This window comes from Pseudomonas fluorescens NCIMB 11764, from assembly GCF_000293885.2.
Taxonomy (GTDB): Bacteria; Pseudomonadota; Gammaproteobacteria; order Pseudomonadales; family Pseudomonadaceae; genus Aquipseudomonas; species Aquipseudomonas fluorescens_B.
On the sequence record NZ_CP010945.1, the window covers coordinates 1123690 to 1138753 of the forward strand.

Annotated in this window: 15 protein-coding genes; all 15 read right to left on the reverse strand. The window is 57.1% G+C overall.

The features are described from left to right. Positions 1–92: 92 nt before the first annotated feature. The 15 genes from glmU to mnmE all read right to left on the reverse strand — a co-directional run bounded on the left by glmU (position 93) and on the right by mnmE (position 15002). Positions 93–1460, reverse strand: coding sequence for a bifunctional UDP-N-acetylglucosamine diphosphorylase/glucosamine-1-phosphate N-acetyltransferase GlmU (gene glmU / locus B723_RS05155; RefSeq protein WP_017341697.1), 1368 nt, complete (start codon positions 1458–1460; stop codon positions 93–95). Positions 1461–1578: 118 nt separating this feature from the next. Beyond that, a complete protein-coding gene (locus B723_RS05160) occupies positions 1579–2004 on the reverse strand; it encodes a F0F1 ATP synthase subunit epsilon (RefSeq protein ID WP_007969909.1) in 426 nt (141 codons plus the stop codon). 45 nt (positions 2005–2049) lie between these two features. Further along, entirely contained in the window at positions 2050–3429 is a 1380-nt protein-coding gene (atpD, locus tag B723_RS05165) for a F0F1 ATP synthase subunit beta (protein ID WP_008155715.1), read from the reverse strand. Positions 3430–3456: 27 nt separating this feature from the next. Beyond that, on the reverse strand, positions 3457–4317 hold the full coding sequence (gene atpG / locus B723_RS05170) for a F0F1 ATP synthase subunit gamma (protein ID WP_017341698.1): 861 nt from the start codon (positions 4315–4317) through the stop codon (positions 3457–3459). A 50-nt stretch (positions 4318–4367) separates the two neighbouring features. Next, positions 4368–5912 (reverse strand): F0F1 ATP synthase subunit alpha, encoded by a 1545-nt coding sequence (atpA, locus tag B723_RS05175; protein WP_017341699.1) that lies wholly within the window; start codon positions 5910–5912, stop codon positions 4368–4370. 21 nt (positions 5913–5933) lie between these two features. Next, entirely contained in the window at positions 5934–6470 is a 537-nt protein-coding gene (locus B723_RS05180; protein ID WP_017341700.1) for a F0F1 ATP synthase subunit delta, read from the reverse strand. Between the two features lie 12 nt (positions 6471–6482). Next, on the reverse strand, positions 6483–6953 hold the full coding sequence (locus B723_RS05185; protein WP_008027535.1) for a F0F1 ATP synthase subunit B: 471 nt from the start codon (positions 6951–6953) through the stop codon (positions 6483–6485). Positions 6954–7009: 56 nt separating this feature from the next. Next, entirely contained in the window at positions 7010–7267 is a 258-nt protein-coding gene (gene atpE / locus B723_RS05190; protein ID WP_002555987.1) for a F0F1 ATP synthase subunit C, read from the reverse strand. A 133-nt stretch (positions 7268–7400) separates the two neighbouring features. Then, positions 7401–8270, reverse strand: a complete 870-nt coding sequence (gene atpB, locus B723_RS05195) for a F0F1 ATP synthase subunit A (RefSeq protein ID WP_017341701.1) — start codon at positions 8268–8270, stop codon at positions 7401–7403. Between the two features lie 16 nt (positions 8271–8286). After that, positions 8287–8694, reverse strand: a complete 408-nt coding sequence (locus B723_RS05200; protein ID WP_010465473.1) for a F0F1 ATP synthase subunit I — start codon at positions 8692–8694, stop codon at positions 8287–8289. Positions 8695–8842: 148 nt separating this feature from the next. Continuing rightward, complete coding sequence (locus tag B723_RS05205) at positions 8843–9715, reverse strand: ParB/RepB/Spo0J family partition protein (RefSeq protein ID WP_008027541.1); 873 nt, start codon at positions 9713–9715, stop codon at positions 8843–8845. 9 nt (positions 9716–9724) lie between these two features. Beyond that, positions 9725–10522 (reverse strand): ParA family protein, encoded by a 798-nt coding sequence (locus B723_RS05210; protein ID WP_017341702.1) that lies wholly within the window; start codon positions 10520–10522, stop codon positions 9725–9727. Positions 10523–10540: 18 nt separating this feature from the next. Then, positions 10541–11185 (reverse strand): 16S rRNA (guanine(527)-N(7))-methyltransferase RsmG, encoded by a 645-nt coding sequence (gene rsmG, locus B723_RS05215; RefSeq protein ID WP_017341703.1) that lies wholly within the window; start codon positions 11183–11185, stop codon positions 10541–10543. Further along, on the reverse strand, positions 11182–13080 hold the full coding sequence (gene mnmG / locus B723_RS05220) for a tRNA uridine-5-carboxymethylaminomethyl(34) synthesis enzyme MnmG (protein WP_017341704.1): 1899 nt from the start codon (positions 13078–13080) through the stop codon (positions 11182–11184). The genes rsmG and mnmG overlap by 4 nt, the downstream gene beginning before the upstream one ends. 551 nt (positions 13081–13631) lie before the next feature. After that, the gene (gene mnmE, locus B723_RS05225) at positions 13632–15002 is read right to left on the reverse strand and encodes a tRNA uridine-5-carboxymethylaminomethyl(34) synthesis GTPase MnmE (protein ID WP_017341705.1); all 1371 of its coding nucleotides are present in this window, start codon (positions 15000–15002) and stop codon (positions 13632–13634) included. Positions 15003–15064: the final 62 nt, after the last annotated feature.

Consider the following 15064-nt stretch of genomic DNA (forward strand, 5'->3'; position numbering starts at 1 on the left):
AGTAAGTTTCGATTCGAAAGATAACGGAAGCAATCAAAACCTATCGGCGAAACTTCGTCAAGCGAGACGCGACAAAAAGATCTGTGGATAACTCAGCTCTTCTTGATTTTCTCCGGCCGCTTCCAGCCGTCAATGTTCTTCTGGCGTGCACGGCCCACAGCCAATTGTGCGTTATCCACATTTTGCGTAATGGTCGAGCCGGCGGCGGTGGTCGCACCGCTGGAGATATCCACAGGCGCCACCAATGAGTTGTTGGAACCGATGAACACATCCTCACCCAGGACGGTTTTCCACTTGTTGGCGCCGTCATAGTTGCAGGTGATGGTGCCGGCGCCGATGTTGGTGCGCGCGCCGATTTCGGCATCGCCCAGGTAGGTCAGGTGACCGGCCTTGGCGCCTTCGCCCATATGCGCGTTTTTCAGCTCGACAAAGTTACCCACATGGGCGCGAGCCTCCAGGACTGTGCCGGGACGCAGGCGAGCGAACGGTCCGGCATCGCTGCCTTCTCCAAGAATGGCGCCTTCGATATGACTGTTGGCCTTGATCACCACGCCTTTACGCAGAGTGCTGTCCTTGATCACGCAATTCGGACCGATCACCACGTCGTCTTCGATGACGACTTTGCCTTCGAGGATCACGTTGATGTCGATCAGCACATCGCGGCCGACGGTGACTTCACCACGCACGTCGAAACGCGCCGGGTCACGCAGGGTCACGCCTTGAGCCATCAAACGACGACCCGCGCGCAATTGATAGTGACGCTCAAGTTCAGAGAGCTGCTTGCGATCGTTGGCGCCCTGCACTTCCATGGCGTCGTGAGGCTGTTCGGTCGCCACGACCAAACCGTCGCTGACCGCCATGGCAATCACGTCAGTCAGGTAATACTCGCCCTGGGCGTTGTTGTTGGAGAGACGACTCATCCAGCCACCCAACTGCGCGAACGGCAGCGCCAGGATGCCGGTATTGCCTTCAGTGATCGAGCGCTCGGCTTCGCTGGCGTCTTTTTGCTCGACGATCGCCGTGACCTTGCCGGCGCCATCGCGGACGATGCGGCCATAGCCGGTCGGGTCGTCCAGTTCGACGGTCAGCAAACCCAATTGCTGCGGTGCAACGTGCTTGAGCAGGCGCTGAAGGGTTTCGACTTCGATCAACGGCACGTCGCCGTAAAGAATCAAAACGGTGTCGGACTCAATGAATGGCACGGCTTGAGCTACCGCATGACCAGTACCCAGCTGTTTGTCCTGCAGGACAAAATTCAGATCATCCGCCGCCAGACGCTCACGAACGGCATCGGCACCGTGGCCAATCACCACGTGGATGCGCTGTGGATCAAGTTGTCGAGCGCTGTGGATAACGTGGCCAAGCATCGAGTTGCCGGCAATCGGGTGCAGCACTTTCGGCAATGCCGAACGCATGCGAGTGCCCTGACCAGCAGCGAGGATAACGATTTCAAGAGACATGACTGGCTACCAATCCTGGGGTGGTCAGCGGCTGTGACCAGGTTTATTAAATTCGGAAAAGAAAAAAGGGTAGCCGAGGCTACCCTTTTTAATCAATCGCGCAACAAGTGATGGCCTGTTAGTGGCCGAACTTCTTGCGGATCTGCTGGACGGTGCGCAGCTGAGCTGCAGCCTCGGCCAGACGTGCGGCAGCAGAACCGTAATCGAATTCCGCGCCCCGCTCATGCAAGGCCTTCTCGGCAGCCTTAACGGCTTCCTGAGCGGAGGCTTCGTCCAGGTCGGCAGCTCGTTGCACGGTGTCGGCAAGAACCTTGACCATGTTCGGCTGAACCTCGAGGAAACCACCGGAGATGTAATACACCTCCTCTTCCCCGCCCTGCTTGACCAGGCGGATCGGGCCAGGCTTGAGATTAGTGATCAGTGGCGCGTGGCCCAGGGCGATACCAAGATCACCCAGTGCACCGTGCGCAATCACCATCTCGACCAGGCCGGAAAAGATTTCTCCTTCCGCACTGACGATATCGCAATGGACTGTCATAGCCATCTGATTGCCTCAAACTAAATTAGCGCCCGTTGCCGGGCGCCGGGATTACAGTTTCTTGGCTTTCTCGATCGCTTCTTCGATGCCGCCGACCATGTAGAACGCTTGTTCTGGCAGGTGGTCGTAGTCACCGTTGAGGATGCCTTTGAAGCCAGCAATGGTGTCTTTCAGGGAAACGTATTTACCCGAAGCACCGGTGAAGACTTCAGCCACGAAGAACGGCTGCGACAAGAAACGCTGGATCTTACGAGCACGGTTTACCAACTGCTTGTCGGCTTCCGACAGCTCGTCCATACCCAGGATCGCAATGATGTCCTTCAGTTCTTTGTAACGCTGCAGAACATACTGTACACCGCGAGCGGTGTCGTAGTGGTCCTGGCCGATCACGTTCGGGTCCAGCTGACGCGAAGTCGAGTCGAGTGGATCGACCGCCGGGTAGATACCCAGGGAAGCGATGTCACGGGACAGAACGACGGTGGCGTCCAAGTGGGCGAAGGTGGTCGCTGGCGACGGGTCAGTCAAGTCATCCGCAGGTACGTATACCGCCTGGATCGAGGTGATCGAACCGTTCTTGGTCGAAGTGATACGCTCTTGCAGAGTACCCATCTCTTCGGCCAGGGTCGGCTGGTAACCTACTGCGGAAGGCATACGGCCCAGCAGTGCGGATACTTCAGTACCGGCCAGGGTGTAACGATAGATGTTGTCGACGAACAGCAGAACGTCGTTACCTTCGTCACGGAACTTCTCGGCCATGGTCAGGCCGGTCAATGCTACGCGCAGACGGTTACCCGGCGGCTCGTTCATCTGACCGTAAACCAGTGCCACTTTGTCCAGAACGTTGGAATCCTTCATCTCGTGGTAGAAGTCGTTACCCTCACGAGTACGCTCACCCACACCGGCGAACACGGAATAACCGCTGTGCTCGATGGCGATGTTACGGATCAGTTCCATCATGTTTACGGTTTTGCCTACACCGGCACCACCGAACAGACCGACTTTACCGCCCTTGGCGAACGGGCAAACCAGGTCGATAACCTTGATGCCGGTTTCCAGCAGGTCGTTGCCGCCCGCTTGTTCAGCGAAGGTTGGCGCAGGACGGTGAATGCCCCAACGCTCTTCGGTGTCGATCGGGCCTGCTTCGTCGATCGGGTTGCCCAGTACGTCCATGATCCGGCCCAGCGTCGCTTTACCGACCGGTACGGAGATGGCAGCGCCAGAGTCGGTGACTTCCAGACCGCGCTTCAAGCCCTCGGTGGAACCCATCGCAATGGTACGAACCACGCCGTCGCCCAGCTGCTGCTGAACTTCCAGGGTGGTTTCGGCCGCGCTCACTACTTTCAGCGCGTTGTAGATGCTCGGTACGCTGTCGCGTGGAAATTCCACGTCGATAACGGCGCCGATGATTTGAACGATACGTCCGCTACTCATAGCTGGATCCTCTGAATATTTGAACCGTTAAACCGCGGCAGCGCCGCCGACGATTTCCGAGATCTCTTGGGTGATCGCAGCCTGACGCGCCTTGTTGTAGACCAGCTGCAAATCGCTGATCAAATCACCGGCGTTGTCGGTAGCGTTCTTCATCGCGATCATCCGCGCAGCTTGTTCAGCCGCGTTATTCTCGACCACCGCCTGGTAGACCTGCGACTCCACGTAACGGACCATCAAGCCGTCAAGCAGCTCTTTGGCGTCCGGTTCGTACAGATAATCCCAGTGGTGCTTGAGTTCTTGATCCGGGGTTGCCACCAGTGGAATCAACTGCTCCACGGTAGGATGTTGCGTCATGGTGTTGATGAACTTGTTGGACACCACGGACAGGCGATCAATACGGCCGTCCAGATAGGCATCCAGCATCACCTTGACGCTGCCGATCAGGTCATTGATCGACGGCTCTTCACCCAGGTGGCTGATAGCTGCTACGACGTTACCGCCGAAGTTGCGGAAGAAAGCCGCACCCTTGCTACCAACAACACACAGATCAATCTCGACGCCGTTTTCGCGGTTTACCGCCATGTCCTTGACCAGAGCCTTGAACAGGTTGGTGTTCAAGCCACCACACAGACCACGGTCACTGCTCACCACGACGTAACCGACGCGCTTTACTTCACGGTCGATCATGAACGGGTGGCGATATTCCGGGTTGGCGTTGGCCAAATGACCAATAACCTGGCGGATGCGCTCCGCGTAAGGACGGCTAGCAGCCATGCGCATTTGTGCCTTGCGCATTTTACTGACCGCCACTTTTTCCATGGCGCTGGTAATCTTTTGCGTGCTTTTGATGCTCGCAATCTTACTGCGAATCTCTTTTGCGCCTGCCATGTAACACCTATCAGGTTAGCAAGCGGGAGCCTTGCGGCCCCCGCTGCGGCTTACCAGGTTTGGGTGGCCTTGAACTTCTCGATACCGGCTTTCATGCCAGCGTCGATTTCGTCATTGAAGTCACCCTTCACGTTGATCTTCGCCATCAAATCGGCGTGATCGCGGTTGAAGAAAGCAATCAGCGCTTGTTCGAAGCTGCCGATCTTGGCGATTTCAACGTCAGTCAGGAACCCACGCTCAGCGGCATACAGCGACAGCGCCATGTCAGCGATCGACATTGGTGCGTATTGCTTCTGCTTCATCAGCTCGGTAACGCGCTGACCATGCTCAAGTTGCTTACGGGTCGCTTCGTCCAGGTCAGAAGCGAACTGGGCGAATGCCGCCAGTTCACGGTACTGAGCCAGAGCGGTACGGATACCACCGGAGAGCTTCTTGATGATCTTGGTCTGAGCGGCACCACCCACACGGGATACCGAAACACCGGCGTTCACAGCAGGACGGATCCCGGAGTTGAACATGGCCGATTCCAGGAAGATCTGACCGTCGGTGATGGAAATCACGTTGGTCGGAACGAACGCGGAAACGTCGCCAGCCTGGGTTTCGATGATCGGCAGTGCGGTCAGGGAACCGGTTTTGCCGGTCACTGCGCCGTTGGTGAACTTCTCTACGTATTCTTCCGAAACGCGGGATGCGCGCTCGAGCAGACGGGAGTGGAGATAGAACACGTCGCCTGGGTAAGCTTCACGGCCTGGTGGACGGCGCAGCAGCAGGGAAATCTGGCGGTAAGCCACTGCTTGCTTGGACAGATCGTCATAAACGATCAGCGCGTCTTCACCGCGGTCGCGGAAGAATTCACCCATGGTGCAACCGGAGTACGGTGCCAGGAATTGCAGTGCTGCAGATTCCGAAGCGCTCGCTGCCACGACGATGGTGTTAGCCAGTGCGCCGTTTTCTTCCAGCTTGCGAACCACGTTGGCGATGGTCGATTGTTTCTGACCGATTGCTACGTAGACGCAGAAAATGCCGCTGTTTTTCTGGTTGATGATCGCGTCGATCGCCAGAGCGGTTTTACCGATCTGACGGTCACCGATGATCAGCTCACGCTGGCCACGGCCGACAGGGATCATGGCATCGACAGCCTTGTAGCCAGTCTGTACAGGCTGGTCTACCGACTTACGCCAAATCACGCCTGGAGCAACTTTCTCGACCGCATCGGTCTCGGTGTTGTTCAGCGGACCTTTGCCGTCAACAGGGTTACCCAGTGCGTCGACTACGCGACCCAGCAGTTCCTTACCAACCGGAACTTCGAGGATGCGGCCGGTGCACTTGGCGCTCATGCCTTCAGCCAGGGACTGGTAGGCGCCCAAAACTACGGCACCAACGGAGTCCTGCTCCAGGTTGAGAGCCATACCGAAGACGCCGCCCGGAAACTCGATCATCTCGCCGTACATTACGTCGGCCAGACCGTGAATCCGCACGATACCGTCAGATACGCTGACGACAGTGCCTTCGTTACGGGCTTGGGAGGTCACATCGAGCTTGTCGATGCGGCCCTTGATAATTTCACTTATTTCGGAAGGATTGAGTTGCTGCATTGCTCTGCTGCCCCTTCAAACTCAAGATTTCAATGCTTCGGCAAGGTTCGCGAGTTTGCCGCGAACCGAGCCATCGATAACCAGGTCGCCGGCGCGGATGACAATGCCCCCAATAAGGGATTTGTCTTCCTCGACTTGCAGGCGCACTTCCCGGTTGAGTCGTGCACTGAGAACCTTGGCGAGTTTGTCTTGCTGTTCTTGGTTCAATGCAAAAGCACTGGTCACTTCAACGTCTACCGACTTCTCTTGTTCGGCCTTGTACAGGTCGAACAGAGCGGATATCTCCGGCAACAGCGGGAGACGGTCGTTTTCGGCAACGACGTTGATGAAGTTCTGTGCCTTCACATCAAACTTGTCGCCGCACACGTCAATAAACGTGGCGGCCTTGTCTGCGCTCGTCAGTCGCGGGGCCTTGAGCACGCGCTGCATGGTGTCGTCTTGCGACACTGCTGCAGCCAGGCCGAGCATGGCTGACCAAGAGGCCAGTTGCTGGTGGGCCTGGGCGTGCTCGAAGGCTGCCTTAGCGTAAGGTCGGGCCAACGTGGTCAATTCTGCCATGATCGCCCTCGCTTAAATTTCAGCAGCCAGTTTGTTAACCAGCTCCGCGTGCGCGTTTTGATCGATTGTGGCACCCAGGATCTTCTCGGCGCCGCCGACGGCCAGTGCACCCAGTTGGGCACGCAGCGCGTCTTTGACACTGTTCAGTTCCTGCTCGATCTCGGCCTGAGCCTGAACCTTCACACGGTCAGCGTCGATACGGGCTTTTTCAACAGCCTCTTCAACGATCTGGTTACCGCGTTTCTTGGCTTGCTCAATGATTTCAGCTGCCTGAGCCTTAGCTTCGCGCAGTTGTTGACCCGCTTTATCTTGGGCCAACTCCAGGTCGCGAGCTGCTCGGGCGGCAGCGTCCAGTCCATCCGCGATCTTCTTCTGACGTTCGTGCAAAGCCGCGATGACCGGAGGCCACACGAACTTCATGCAAAACAGTACAAAAATGAAGAACGCAACGGACTGGCCAATCAGGGTTGCATTAATGTTCACGCCAACACCTCGCTCGTTCGTTGCACATCAAACCAATCACTCGAAGGTTCGAGTGATTAGCCAGCGAGTTGACCAACGAATGGGTTCGCGAAGGTGAAGAACAGAGCGATACCAACACCGATCATGGTTACGGCGTCGAGCAGACCGGCAACGATGAACATTTTAACTTGGAGCATTGGAACCATTTCTGGCTGACGCGCTGCGCCTTCCAGGAACTTGCCGCCCAACAGGCCGAAACCAATTGCGGTACCCAGTGCGCCCAGGCCGATCAACAGTGCAACAGCGATAGCGGTTAGACCAACTACAGTTTCCATCTTTCCTCCCGACTTTTACGTCGTATGGTTTAGGTTTTTTAGATTTTAAAGCGGTAAAACAAATCGTTTCATAGCCCTGTTCGGGCACCCACCCGTTTGACCGGGTGGGACATCAGACTAGTCGAGACTGGTCTTAATGGTTCTCTTCGTGCGCCATCGACAGGTAAACGATGGTCAGCATCATGAAGATAAACGCCTGCAGGGTGATGATCAGGATGTGGAACACAGCCCACGCCCACTGCAGAACTATGCCCAGGCCGCTAAGCCAGAGCAGACCGCTGCCGAACATCACAGCAATCAGAATGAAGACCAGTTCGCCGGCGTACATGTTGCCGAACAGACGCAGTGCCAGCGAGATTGGCTTGGCCACCAGCGTCACGAACTCCAGCAGGAAGTTCACCGGAATCAGCAGGGCCTGAACGAAGATGTTCTTGCTGCCGAACGGGTGCAGGGTCAGTTCGCCGATGAAGCCGCCGATACCCTTGACCTTGATGCTGTAGAAAATGATCAACGCGAACACCGACAGGGCCATGCCCAGGGTAGCGTTCGGGTCAGTGGTCGATACGGCACGGAATGGAATGTGCGCATCACCAGTGATCAGGATGGCCAGCTGAGGAATCCAGTCGACCGGGATCAGGTCGACGGCGTTCATCAGGAAGACCCAGACGAAGATGGTCAGTGCCAGCGGTGCAATCACCGGGCTACGGCCATGGAAGCTGTCTTTCACGCTGCCATCGACGAATTCGACCAATACTTCAACGAAGTTCTGCAAAGCACCAGGCTGACCGGAAGTCGCCTTCTTCGCCGCCATGCGGAAAAGAAGAACGAAGATCAGACCCAAAGCGACCGACCAGCCGAGAGTATCGACGTGGAAAGCCCAGAAGCCCATTTCTTTGGCTTCTGCTGCGGTGTGGGCAAAACCCCACCCGCCGGTTGGGTGCTGACCGAAGGTCAGGTTCTGCAAGTGGTGCTGGATATAGCCCGAAGCGGTTGTTTCTGCCATGGTTGCCTCAAACGCCCTAAGGTCTCGAAAGTCTTGTTCTCATCAGCAGGGGCGCGAACCAGCTGACCAGTTGGGTCAACACGAAGACGCCGAATACTGCTAGCGGCGCCAATGGCTTCACACCTGCGAACGTCAATGCAAAGAGCACTGCCGTCAAAATCAGTTTGCCCGCCTCACCGGCATAAAAAGACCGGACGATGGCTTGAGCTGCTCGGGCGCCGGAAAACCGAAATGCCCTGTGAGCGAAATAAACATTGGGTAGCAAGGCTATCAGGCCTCCGCAGAGTCCCGAGTACCCGGCAACGACTCCGTGCCATTGCCAGAGCGCCAAAGCGGCGATCAGCAAAACGACAAACTGAGCCATCAACACCGGAAAAACTGCCAGGCGATGGAACGGCAAGCGGTTTGGCGTGCGGCTTTCCATCACAATTACTCCCCAATGGTCGGCTGCCAGAATTCAATAACTTGGCATAATTTGTGCCGACAAAATGCGCGCAGAGTATAGGGGCGGTTCTGCCCCTATTCAACTGTCAGGTAGTGATTTCCGACTGCACGCTACATGAGGAAATGTTTCAGCGAATGTGCGCAAGCACACCCTGAAGCTCATCGAGGGAGTTGTAACCGATCACCAACTGCCCCTTCCCCTTCTTTCCGTGTCGGATCTGCACCGCAGAGCCTAGCCGCTCGGCCAGACGCTGCTCAAGTCGGGCGATATCCGGGTCCGGTTTTACCGGTTCGGCAGGCTCCTGTTTGCCACTCAACCACTGGCGAACCAGTGCCTCAGTCTGGCGCACAGTCAGCCCCCGTGCGACAACATGTCGCGCCCCTTCAACCTGTTGATTTTCCGGCAAACCAAGCAAAGCACGCGCATGACCCATTTCCAGGTCGCCGTGGGACAGCATGGTTTTGATAACTTCCGGCAACGCGATCAAGCGTAGCAGGTTGGCCACGGTCACGCGGGATTTGCCCACCGCTTCGGCCACTTGTTGCTGAGTCAGCTGGAATTCCTGCTGCAAACGCTGCAGGGCGACCGCTTCCTCGATCGGATTGAGGTCTTCGCGCTGGATGTTCTCGATCAGTGCCATGGCGATGGCGGTTTCATCCGGCACATCGCGAACCATCGCCGGGATGGTTTCCTGGCCAGCCTGCTGGCTGGCGCGCCAGCGGCGTTCGCCGGCAATGATTTCGAAGCGACCGCTGCCGATCGGACGAACCACGATCGGCTGCATCACACCTTGGGCCTTGATCGACTGCGCCAGTTCTTCCAGCGCTTGCGGGTCCATGTCCCGACGTGGCTGGTACTTGCCGCGCTGGATCAGGTCCAGGGGCAAATGCTGCAGCTCACGCTGATCGGCTTGTACGGCCTGCTCTTCCAGCGAGCTGACAGTCGGACCGCTCAGCAGTGCATCCAGTCCACGTCCGAGACCTCGTTTCTTGACGGCCATGGGGATTCCTTAAGTTGGCTGAGCAGCGGCGGTGCGTGAGTTTTTGCGCTGACGGCGAACCATCTCGCCCGCCAATGCCAGATAGGCAATGGCGCCCCGTGATGTTTTGTCGTACGCCAGCGCCGGCATGCCATAGCTTGGCGCTTCGGCCAGGCGGATGTTGCGCGGAATGACGGTGTCGTAGAGCTGCTCGCCGAAGTGTTCCTTGAGCTGAGCCGACACGTCGTTCATCAGGCTCAGGCGCGGGTCGTACATCGTGCGCAACAAGCCTTCGACTTTCAGGTTCGGGTTCAGCAGTTCAGCGATGCGCTTGATGTTATCCACAAGGTCGCTCAAGCCTTCGAGCGCAAAGTACTCGCACTGCATGGGGATAATGACCCCGTCAGCCGCGACCAGAGCGTTCAGTGTCAGCATCGACAGCGACGGCGGGCAGTCGATCAAAATGTAATCGTAGTTTTCACGGATCGGCGCCAACGCGCTGCGCAAGCGGCTTTCCTTCATCTGCATTTCCAGCAGGACCACTTCGGCCGCGGTCAGGTCACGGTTGGCCGGCAACAGCTGGTAACCACCATGCTCGGAGTAGTGCATGGCCTGGGCCAGATCACACTCGCCGATCAGCAGGTCGTAAACCGAATTTTCCAGGCCGTGTTTATCCACACCGCTGCCCATGGTGGCGTTGCCCTGTGGATCAAGATCGATCAACAGCACCCGGCGCTTGGTAGCGACCAGGGAAGCTGCGAGGTTGATGCAGGTGGTGGTTTTACCCACACCACCCTTTTGGTTCGCTATCGCGAATACCTTAGCCATTCTTGCTTGTGTTCCCAATCATGCCGTGCGGCGCAGTATCAGCAGATGGCGTTGGCCTTGGCAACCAGGTACGGCCAGGGCGTGTTCGCTATCGAGGTGGAAGTCTGCCGGCAATGCTACCAGCTCATCGGCTGGATGAACGCCCTTCATTGCCAGCCAGCGTGTATCGGCGTCGCCGAGGTGCCGCGTCCAGTTGCTGAAGTTCTCCATGCTGCTGAACGCCCGGGAGATGATCCCGTTGAATGGCTGCGCAGGCTGGAAGGCTTCGACGCGACTGTGGATAACTTGCAGGTTATCCAGTTTGAGTTCGAGTTTGACCTGGGTCAGGAAGCGGGTTTTCTTGCCGTTGCTGTCCAGGCAGGTCACTTGCGACGCTGGAAACAGGATGGCAAGCGGTATACCCGGCATGCCGCCACCGCTGCCAACGTCCAGCCAGCGGCCGTTTTCGATGAACGCCATCACGCTCAAACTATCGAGCAGGTGACGCGAGACCATTTCGTCCGGATCGCGAACGGCGGTCAGGTTGTAAGCCTTGTTCCATTTGATCAACAGGGCCAGATAGCCCAGCAATTGCGCGTGCTGGGTTTCGGTCAGTGTGACACCGAGCTGGCGAGCACCTGTGGATAACTCTTCTGCGTGTTGCGAGGTGACCAACGAACTCAAGCGCTTTGCTCCAACTGACGGCCCGCGCCGCGTTTTTTCAAATGAATCATCAACAGCGAAATCGCTGCCGGGGTAACGCCCGGAATACGCGACGCCTGGCCCAGGGTCTCTGGATGGGTCGCACCGAGCTTGCTCTGGATCTCTTTCGAGAGACCGGAAATGTTCGTGTAATCGATATCCACAGGCAGTTTTGTATCTTCGCTGGCCCGCAGACGGGCGATTTCATCCTGTTGGCGATCGATGTAGCCGGCGTATTTGGTCTTGATTTCAACCTGCTCGGCAACCTGTGGATCTTCTGCGCCACCACCGGTGACGGCGATCAGACCAGCGTAGTCGATTTCCGGACGGCTCAGCAGGTTGAGCAAGTTGTATTCGTGGGTCAGTGGAGTGCCGAATTTTTCGGAAATCGCATCGCCCTGCTCGGTGCCCGGGCGAACCCAGGTGCTTTTCAGACGTTGTTCTTCCAGAGCGATGCTTTCGCGTTTGGTGCAGAAAGCCGCCCAGCGCGCATCATCGACCAGACCCAGTTCGCGACCTTTTTCGGTCAAGCGCAGGTCGGCGTTGTCTTCGCGCAGGATCAGGCGGTATTCGGCGCGGGACGTGAACATCCGGTACGGTTCCTGAGTGCCCAATGTAATCAGGTCATCGACCAAAACGCCGATGTACGCCTCGTCGCGACGCGGGCACCAGGCGTCTTTGCCCTGCGCGCGCAGTGCCGCGTTGGCCCCGGCCAGCAAACCTTGGGCCCCGGCCTCTTCATAACCGGTGGTGCCATTGATCTGTCCGGCGAAAAACAGGCCGCCAATCACTTTGGTTTCCAGGCTGTACTTCAGGTCGCGAGGATCGAAATAGTCGTATTCGATGGCGTAGCCCGGACGCACGATGTGCGCATTCTCCATGCCGCGGATCGATTGCACGATCTGCAATTGCACGTCGAACGGCAGGGAAGTGGATATCCCGTTCGGGTAGAGCTCGTGGGTGGTCAGCCCTTCCGGTTCGATGAAGACCTGGTGGCTTTCCTTGTCGGCAAAGCGGTGGATCTTGTCTTCGATCGACGGGCAATAACGCGGGCCGATGCCTTCGATCAACCCTGCATCGGAATACATCGGCGAACGGTCGAGGTTCGCTGCGATGATCTCGTGGGTTCGGGCGTTGGTGTGGGTAATCCAGCAGCTCACCTGTTTCGGGTGCTGCTCTTTGGAACCCATGAACGACATCACCGGGATCGGCGTATCGCCGGCTTGCTCGGTCATCACCGAGAAATCAACCGATCGACCGTCGATGCGCGGAGGTGTCCCTGTTTTCAAGCGGCCAACACGCAGCGGCAATTCACGCAGACGATGAGCCAGGGCAATCGATGGCGGATCACCGGCGCGACCACCGGAATAATTCTGCATGCCGATGTGGATAAGTCCACCGAGGAAGGTGCCAGTGGTCAACACCACGGAATCCGCGAAGAAACGCAGGCCCATTTGGGTGACAACACCGCGCACCTGTTCCTGCTCGACGATCAGGTCATCAGCGGCTTGTTGAAATATCCACAGGTTCGGCTGGTTCTCCAATGCTTCGCGGACAGCGGCCTTGTACAGAACCCGGTCTGCCTGAGCGCGAGTTGCACGCACGGCAGGGCCTTTGCGGCTGTTCAGAACGCGAAACTGGATGCCACCTTTATCGGTCGCCATGGCCATCGCGCCGCCGAGGGCATCGATTTCTTTCACCAGATGGCTTTTGCCGATCCCGCCGATGGCAGGGTTGCAGCTCATGGCACCGAGGGTTTCCACGTTATGCGTCAGCAACAGGGTTTTTGCACCCATGCGTGCTGAGGCCAGTGCTGCCTCGGTACCGGCATGACCGCCGCCGATGACGATCACTTCAAAACGGGAAGGGAAATCCACCACGCACCTCGTGCCTGCTTCAGTTAGGTAATCAGGAATAGTTTGAGCTCAGGTTTTTGGACCTGGGCGGCAAGTATAGGGACTTCGCCCTTCCTAAAGAACCCTTTGCACAAAGTTTAACCAGCTGTGGAGAAGTCGGGGTTATAGAAATTAAAAAGAGAGAAATTTATTAAATCTTTGTTTTTATGTTTATTTCTACTGAGGCACATTTCTGTGGATAGATTTATACAGCCCTTTAAATTCAATATGTACAGAGATTCAAAACCCTGTGGTCATGTGCCAATGAGGGCCTTGGATAACCGGTGTAAGCCTGTGGATGAAAGGGGTGGTTATCCACAGAGGCGGTTATCTTCAGTTTTGAGGCCCTGTTATCAACTGACCTTAGTGGCAGTTATTCACAGGGCTTAATCCACAGAAAGACGGTGATTGGTCAAATTCCAGGCATGGAAAATCCACCCAAGCAGAAAGAATCTGCCCGGCACTGGAGACAATTCAAGAAAAGGAAGGAGAACAGACAGGCACGAACGGCCTGTCTGTGGATAACGGAAAGACTATTTACCGATACAGAAGCTGGAAAAGATTCGTCCCAGCAGATCATCGGAGCTGAATGCGCCGGTGATTTCACCCAAAGCGTGCTGTGCCTGGCGCAAATCCTCGGCCAGCAATTCACCGGCACCTGCCAGGGTCAGCTGTGCACGTCCATGCTCGAGGGAAGCACTGGCATGACGCAATGCTTCAAGGTGACGCCTGCGAGCACTGAAGCTGCTTTCCGAGGTCTGCTCATAGCCCATGCAGGCCTTGAGGTGGTCACGCAGCAATTCCAGGCCCTCGCCTGCAGACTTGGCGCTGAGGCTGATGGTGACGTGCCCATCCTCGCTGACTTCCAGGGCAATAGCTTCACCGGTCAGGTCTGCCTTGTTACGGATCAGTGTGACTTTGGCCGGATCCGGGCGGGTCTCGAGGAACTCCGGCCATAGCGCGAACGGATCGAGTGCTTCGGGAGCGGTGGCGTCGACGACCAGCAGCACGCGATCTGCCTCGCCGATGGCTTTCAATGCCCGTTCCACACCGATTTTCTCGACCTGATCCTCGGTGTCCCGCAGGCCTGCCGTATCGACCACATGCAACGGCATGCCATCAATGTGGATATGTTCGCGAAGAATGTCCCGGGTTGTGCCGGCAATCTCGGTCACGATCGCCGCTTCTCGTCCGGCCAGGGCGTTCAGCAAGCTGGATTTACCAGCGTTCGGCCGACCGGCGATGACCACCGTCATGCCGTCACGCAACAACGCACCCTGCCCGGCTTCTCGCAGTACGGTGGATAACTCGTCGCGAACTTTGTCGAGCATGCTCAGCACGTGGCCATCGGCAAGGAAGTCGATTTCTTCTTCAGGAAAATCGATCGCTGCTTCGACATAGATACGCAGGCCAATCAGTTGCTCGGTGAGGTTATGCACACGGTCGGAAAAGGCGCCCTGCAAGGAACGCAGTGCATTTCGCGCTGCCTGTGCAGAACTTGCCTCGATCAAATCGGCGATGGCTTCAGCCTGGGCGAGGTCGAGTTTGTCGTTGAGGAACGCACGCTCGCTGAATTCACCCGGACGGGCCAGACGGCAGCCCAGTTCCAGACAACGTTTGAGCAGCATATCGAGAACAATCGGGCCGCCATGGCCCTGGAGCTCCAGCACATCTTCACCGGTGAACGAATTAGGCCCCGGGAAATAAAGCGCGATGCCTTGGTCCAGCACCTCATCGTTTTCACTCAGGAACGGGCCATAGTGGGCAAATCGCGGCTTGAGTTCACGACCACTGAACGCTTTGGCCGCAACGCTCGCCAACGGCCCGGAAATACGGACGATGCCCACACCACCGCGACCTTGAGCGGTGGCGACGGCAGCGATGGTTTCACGAGGAACGCTCATAAACCGGTATCCAGACAAAAGTGACAGATAGCAAAACGCCCCACTAGGGGGCGTTTTGAGTG

Bases quoted from the DNA above. Each gene is read 5' to 3' on its own strand.
- glmU (WP_017341697.1), bottom strand. From the start codon at position 1,460: ATGTCTCTTGAAATCGTTATCCTCGCTGCTGGTCAGGGCACTCGCATG.
- B723_RS05160 (WP_007969909.1), bottom strand. From the start codon at position 2,004: ATGGCTATGACAGTCCATTGCGATATCGTCAGTGCGGAAGGAGAAATC.
- atpD (WP_008155715.1), bottom strand. From the start codon at position 3,429: ATGAGTAGCGGACGTATCGTTCAAATCATCGGCGCCGTTATCGACGTG.
- atpG (WP_017341698.1), bottom strand. From the start codon at position 4,317: ATGGCAGGCGCAAAAGAGATTCGCAGTAAGATTGCGAGCATCAAAAGC.
- atpA (WP_017341699.1), bottom strand. From the start codon at position 5,912: ATGCAGCAACTCAATCCTTCCGAAATAAGTGAAATTATCAAGGGCCGC.
- B723_RS05180 (WP_017341700.1), bottom strand. From the start codon at position 6,470: ATGGCAGAATTGACCACGTTGGCCCGACCTTACGCTAAGGCAGCCTTC.
- atpE (WP_002555987.1), bottom strand. From the start codon at position 7,267: ATGGAAACTGTAGTTGGTCTAACCGCTATCGCTGTTGCACTGTTGATC.
- atpB (WP_017341701.1), bottom strand. From the start codon at position 8,270: ATGGCAGAAACAACCGCTTCGGGCTATATCCAGCACCACTTGCAGAAC.
- B723_RS05200 (WP_010465473.1), bottom strand. From the start codon at position 8,694: ATGGAAAGCCGCACGCCAAACCGCTTGCCGTTCCATCGCCTGGCAGTT.
- B723_RS05205 (WP_008027541.1), bottom strand. From the start codon at position 9,715: ATGGCCGTCAAGAAACGAGGTCTCGGACGTGGACTGGATGCACTGCTG.
- B723_RS05210 (WP_017341702.1), bottom strand. From the start codon at position 10,522: ATGGCTAAGGTATTCGCGATAGCGAACCAAAAGGGTGGTGTGGGTAAA.
- mnmE (WP_017341705.1), bottom strand. From the start codon at position 15,002: ATGAGCGTTCCTCGTGAAACCATCGCTGCCGTCGCCACCGCTCAAGGT.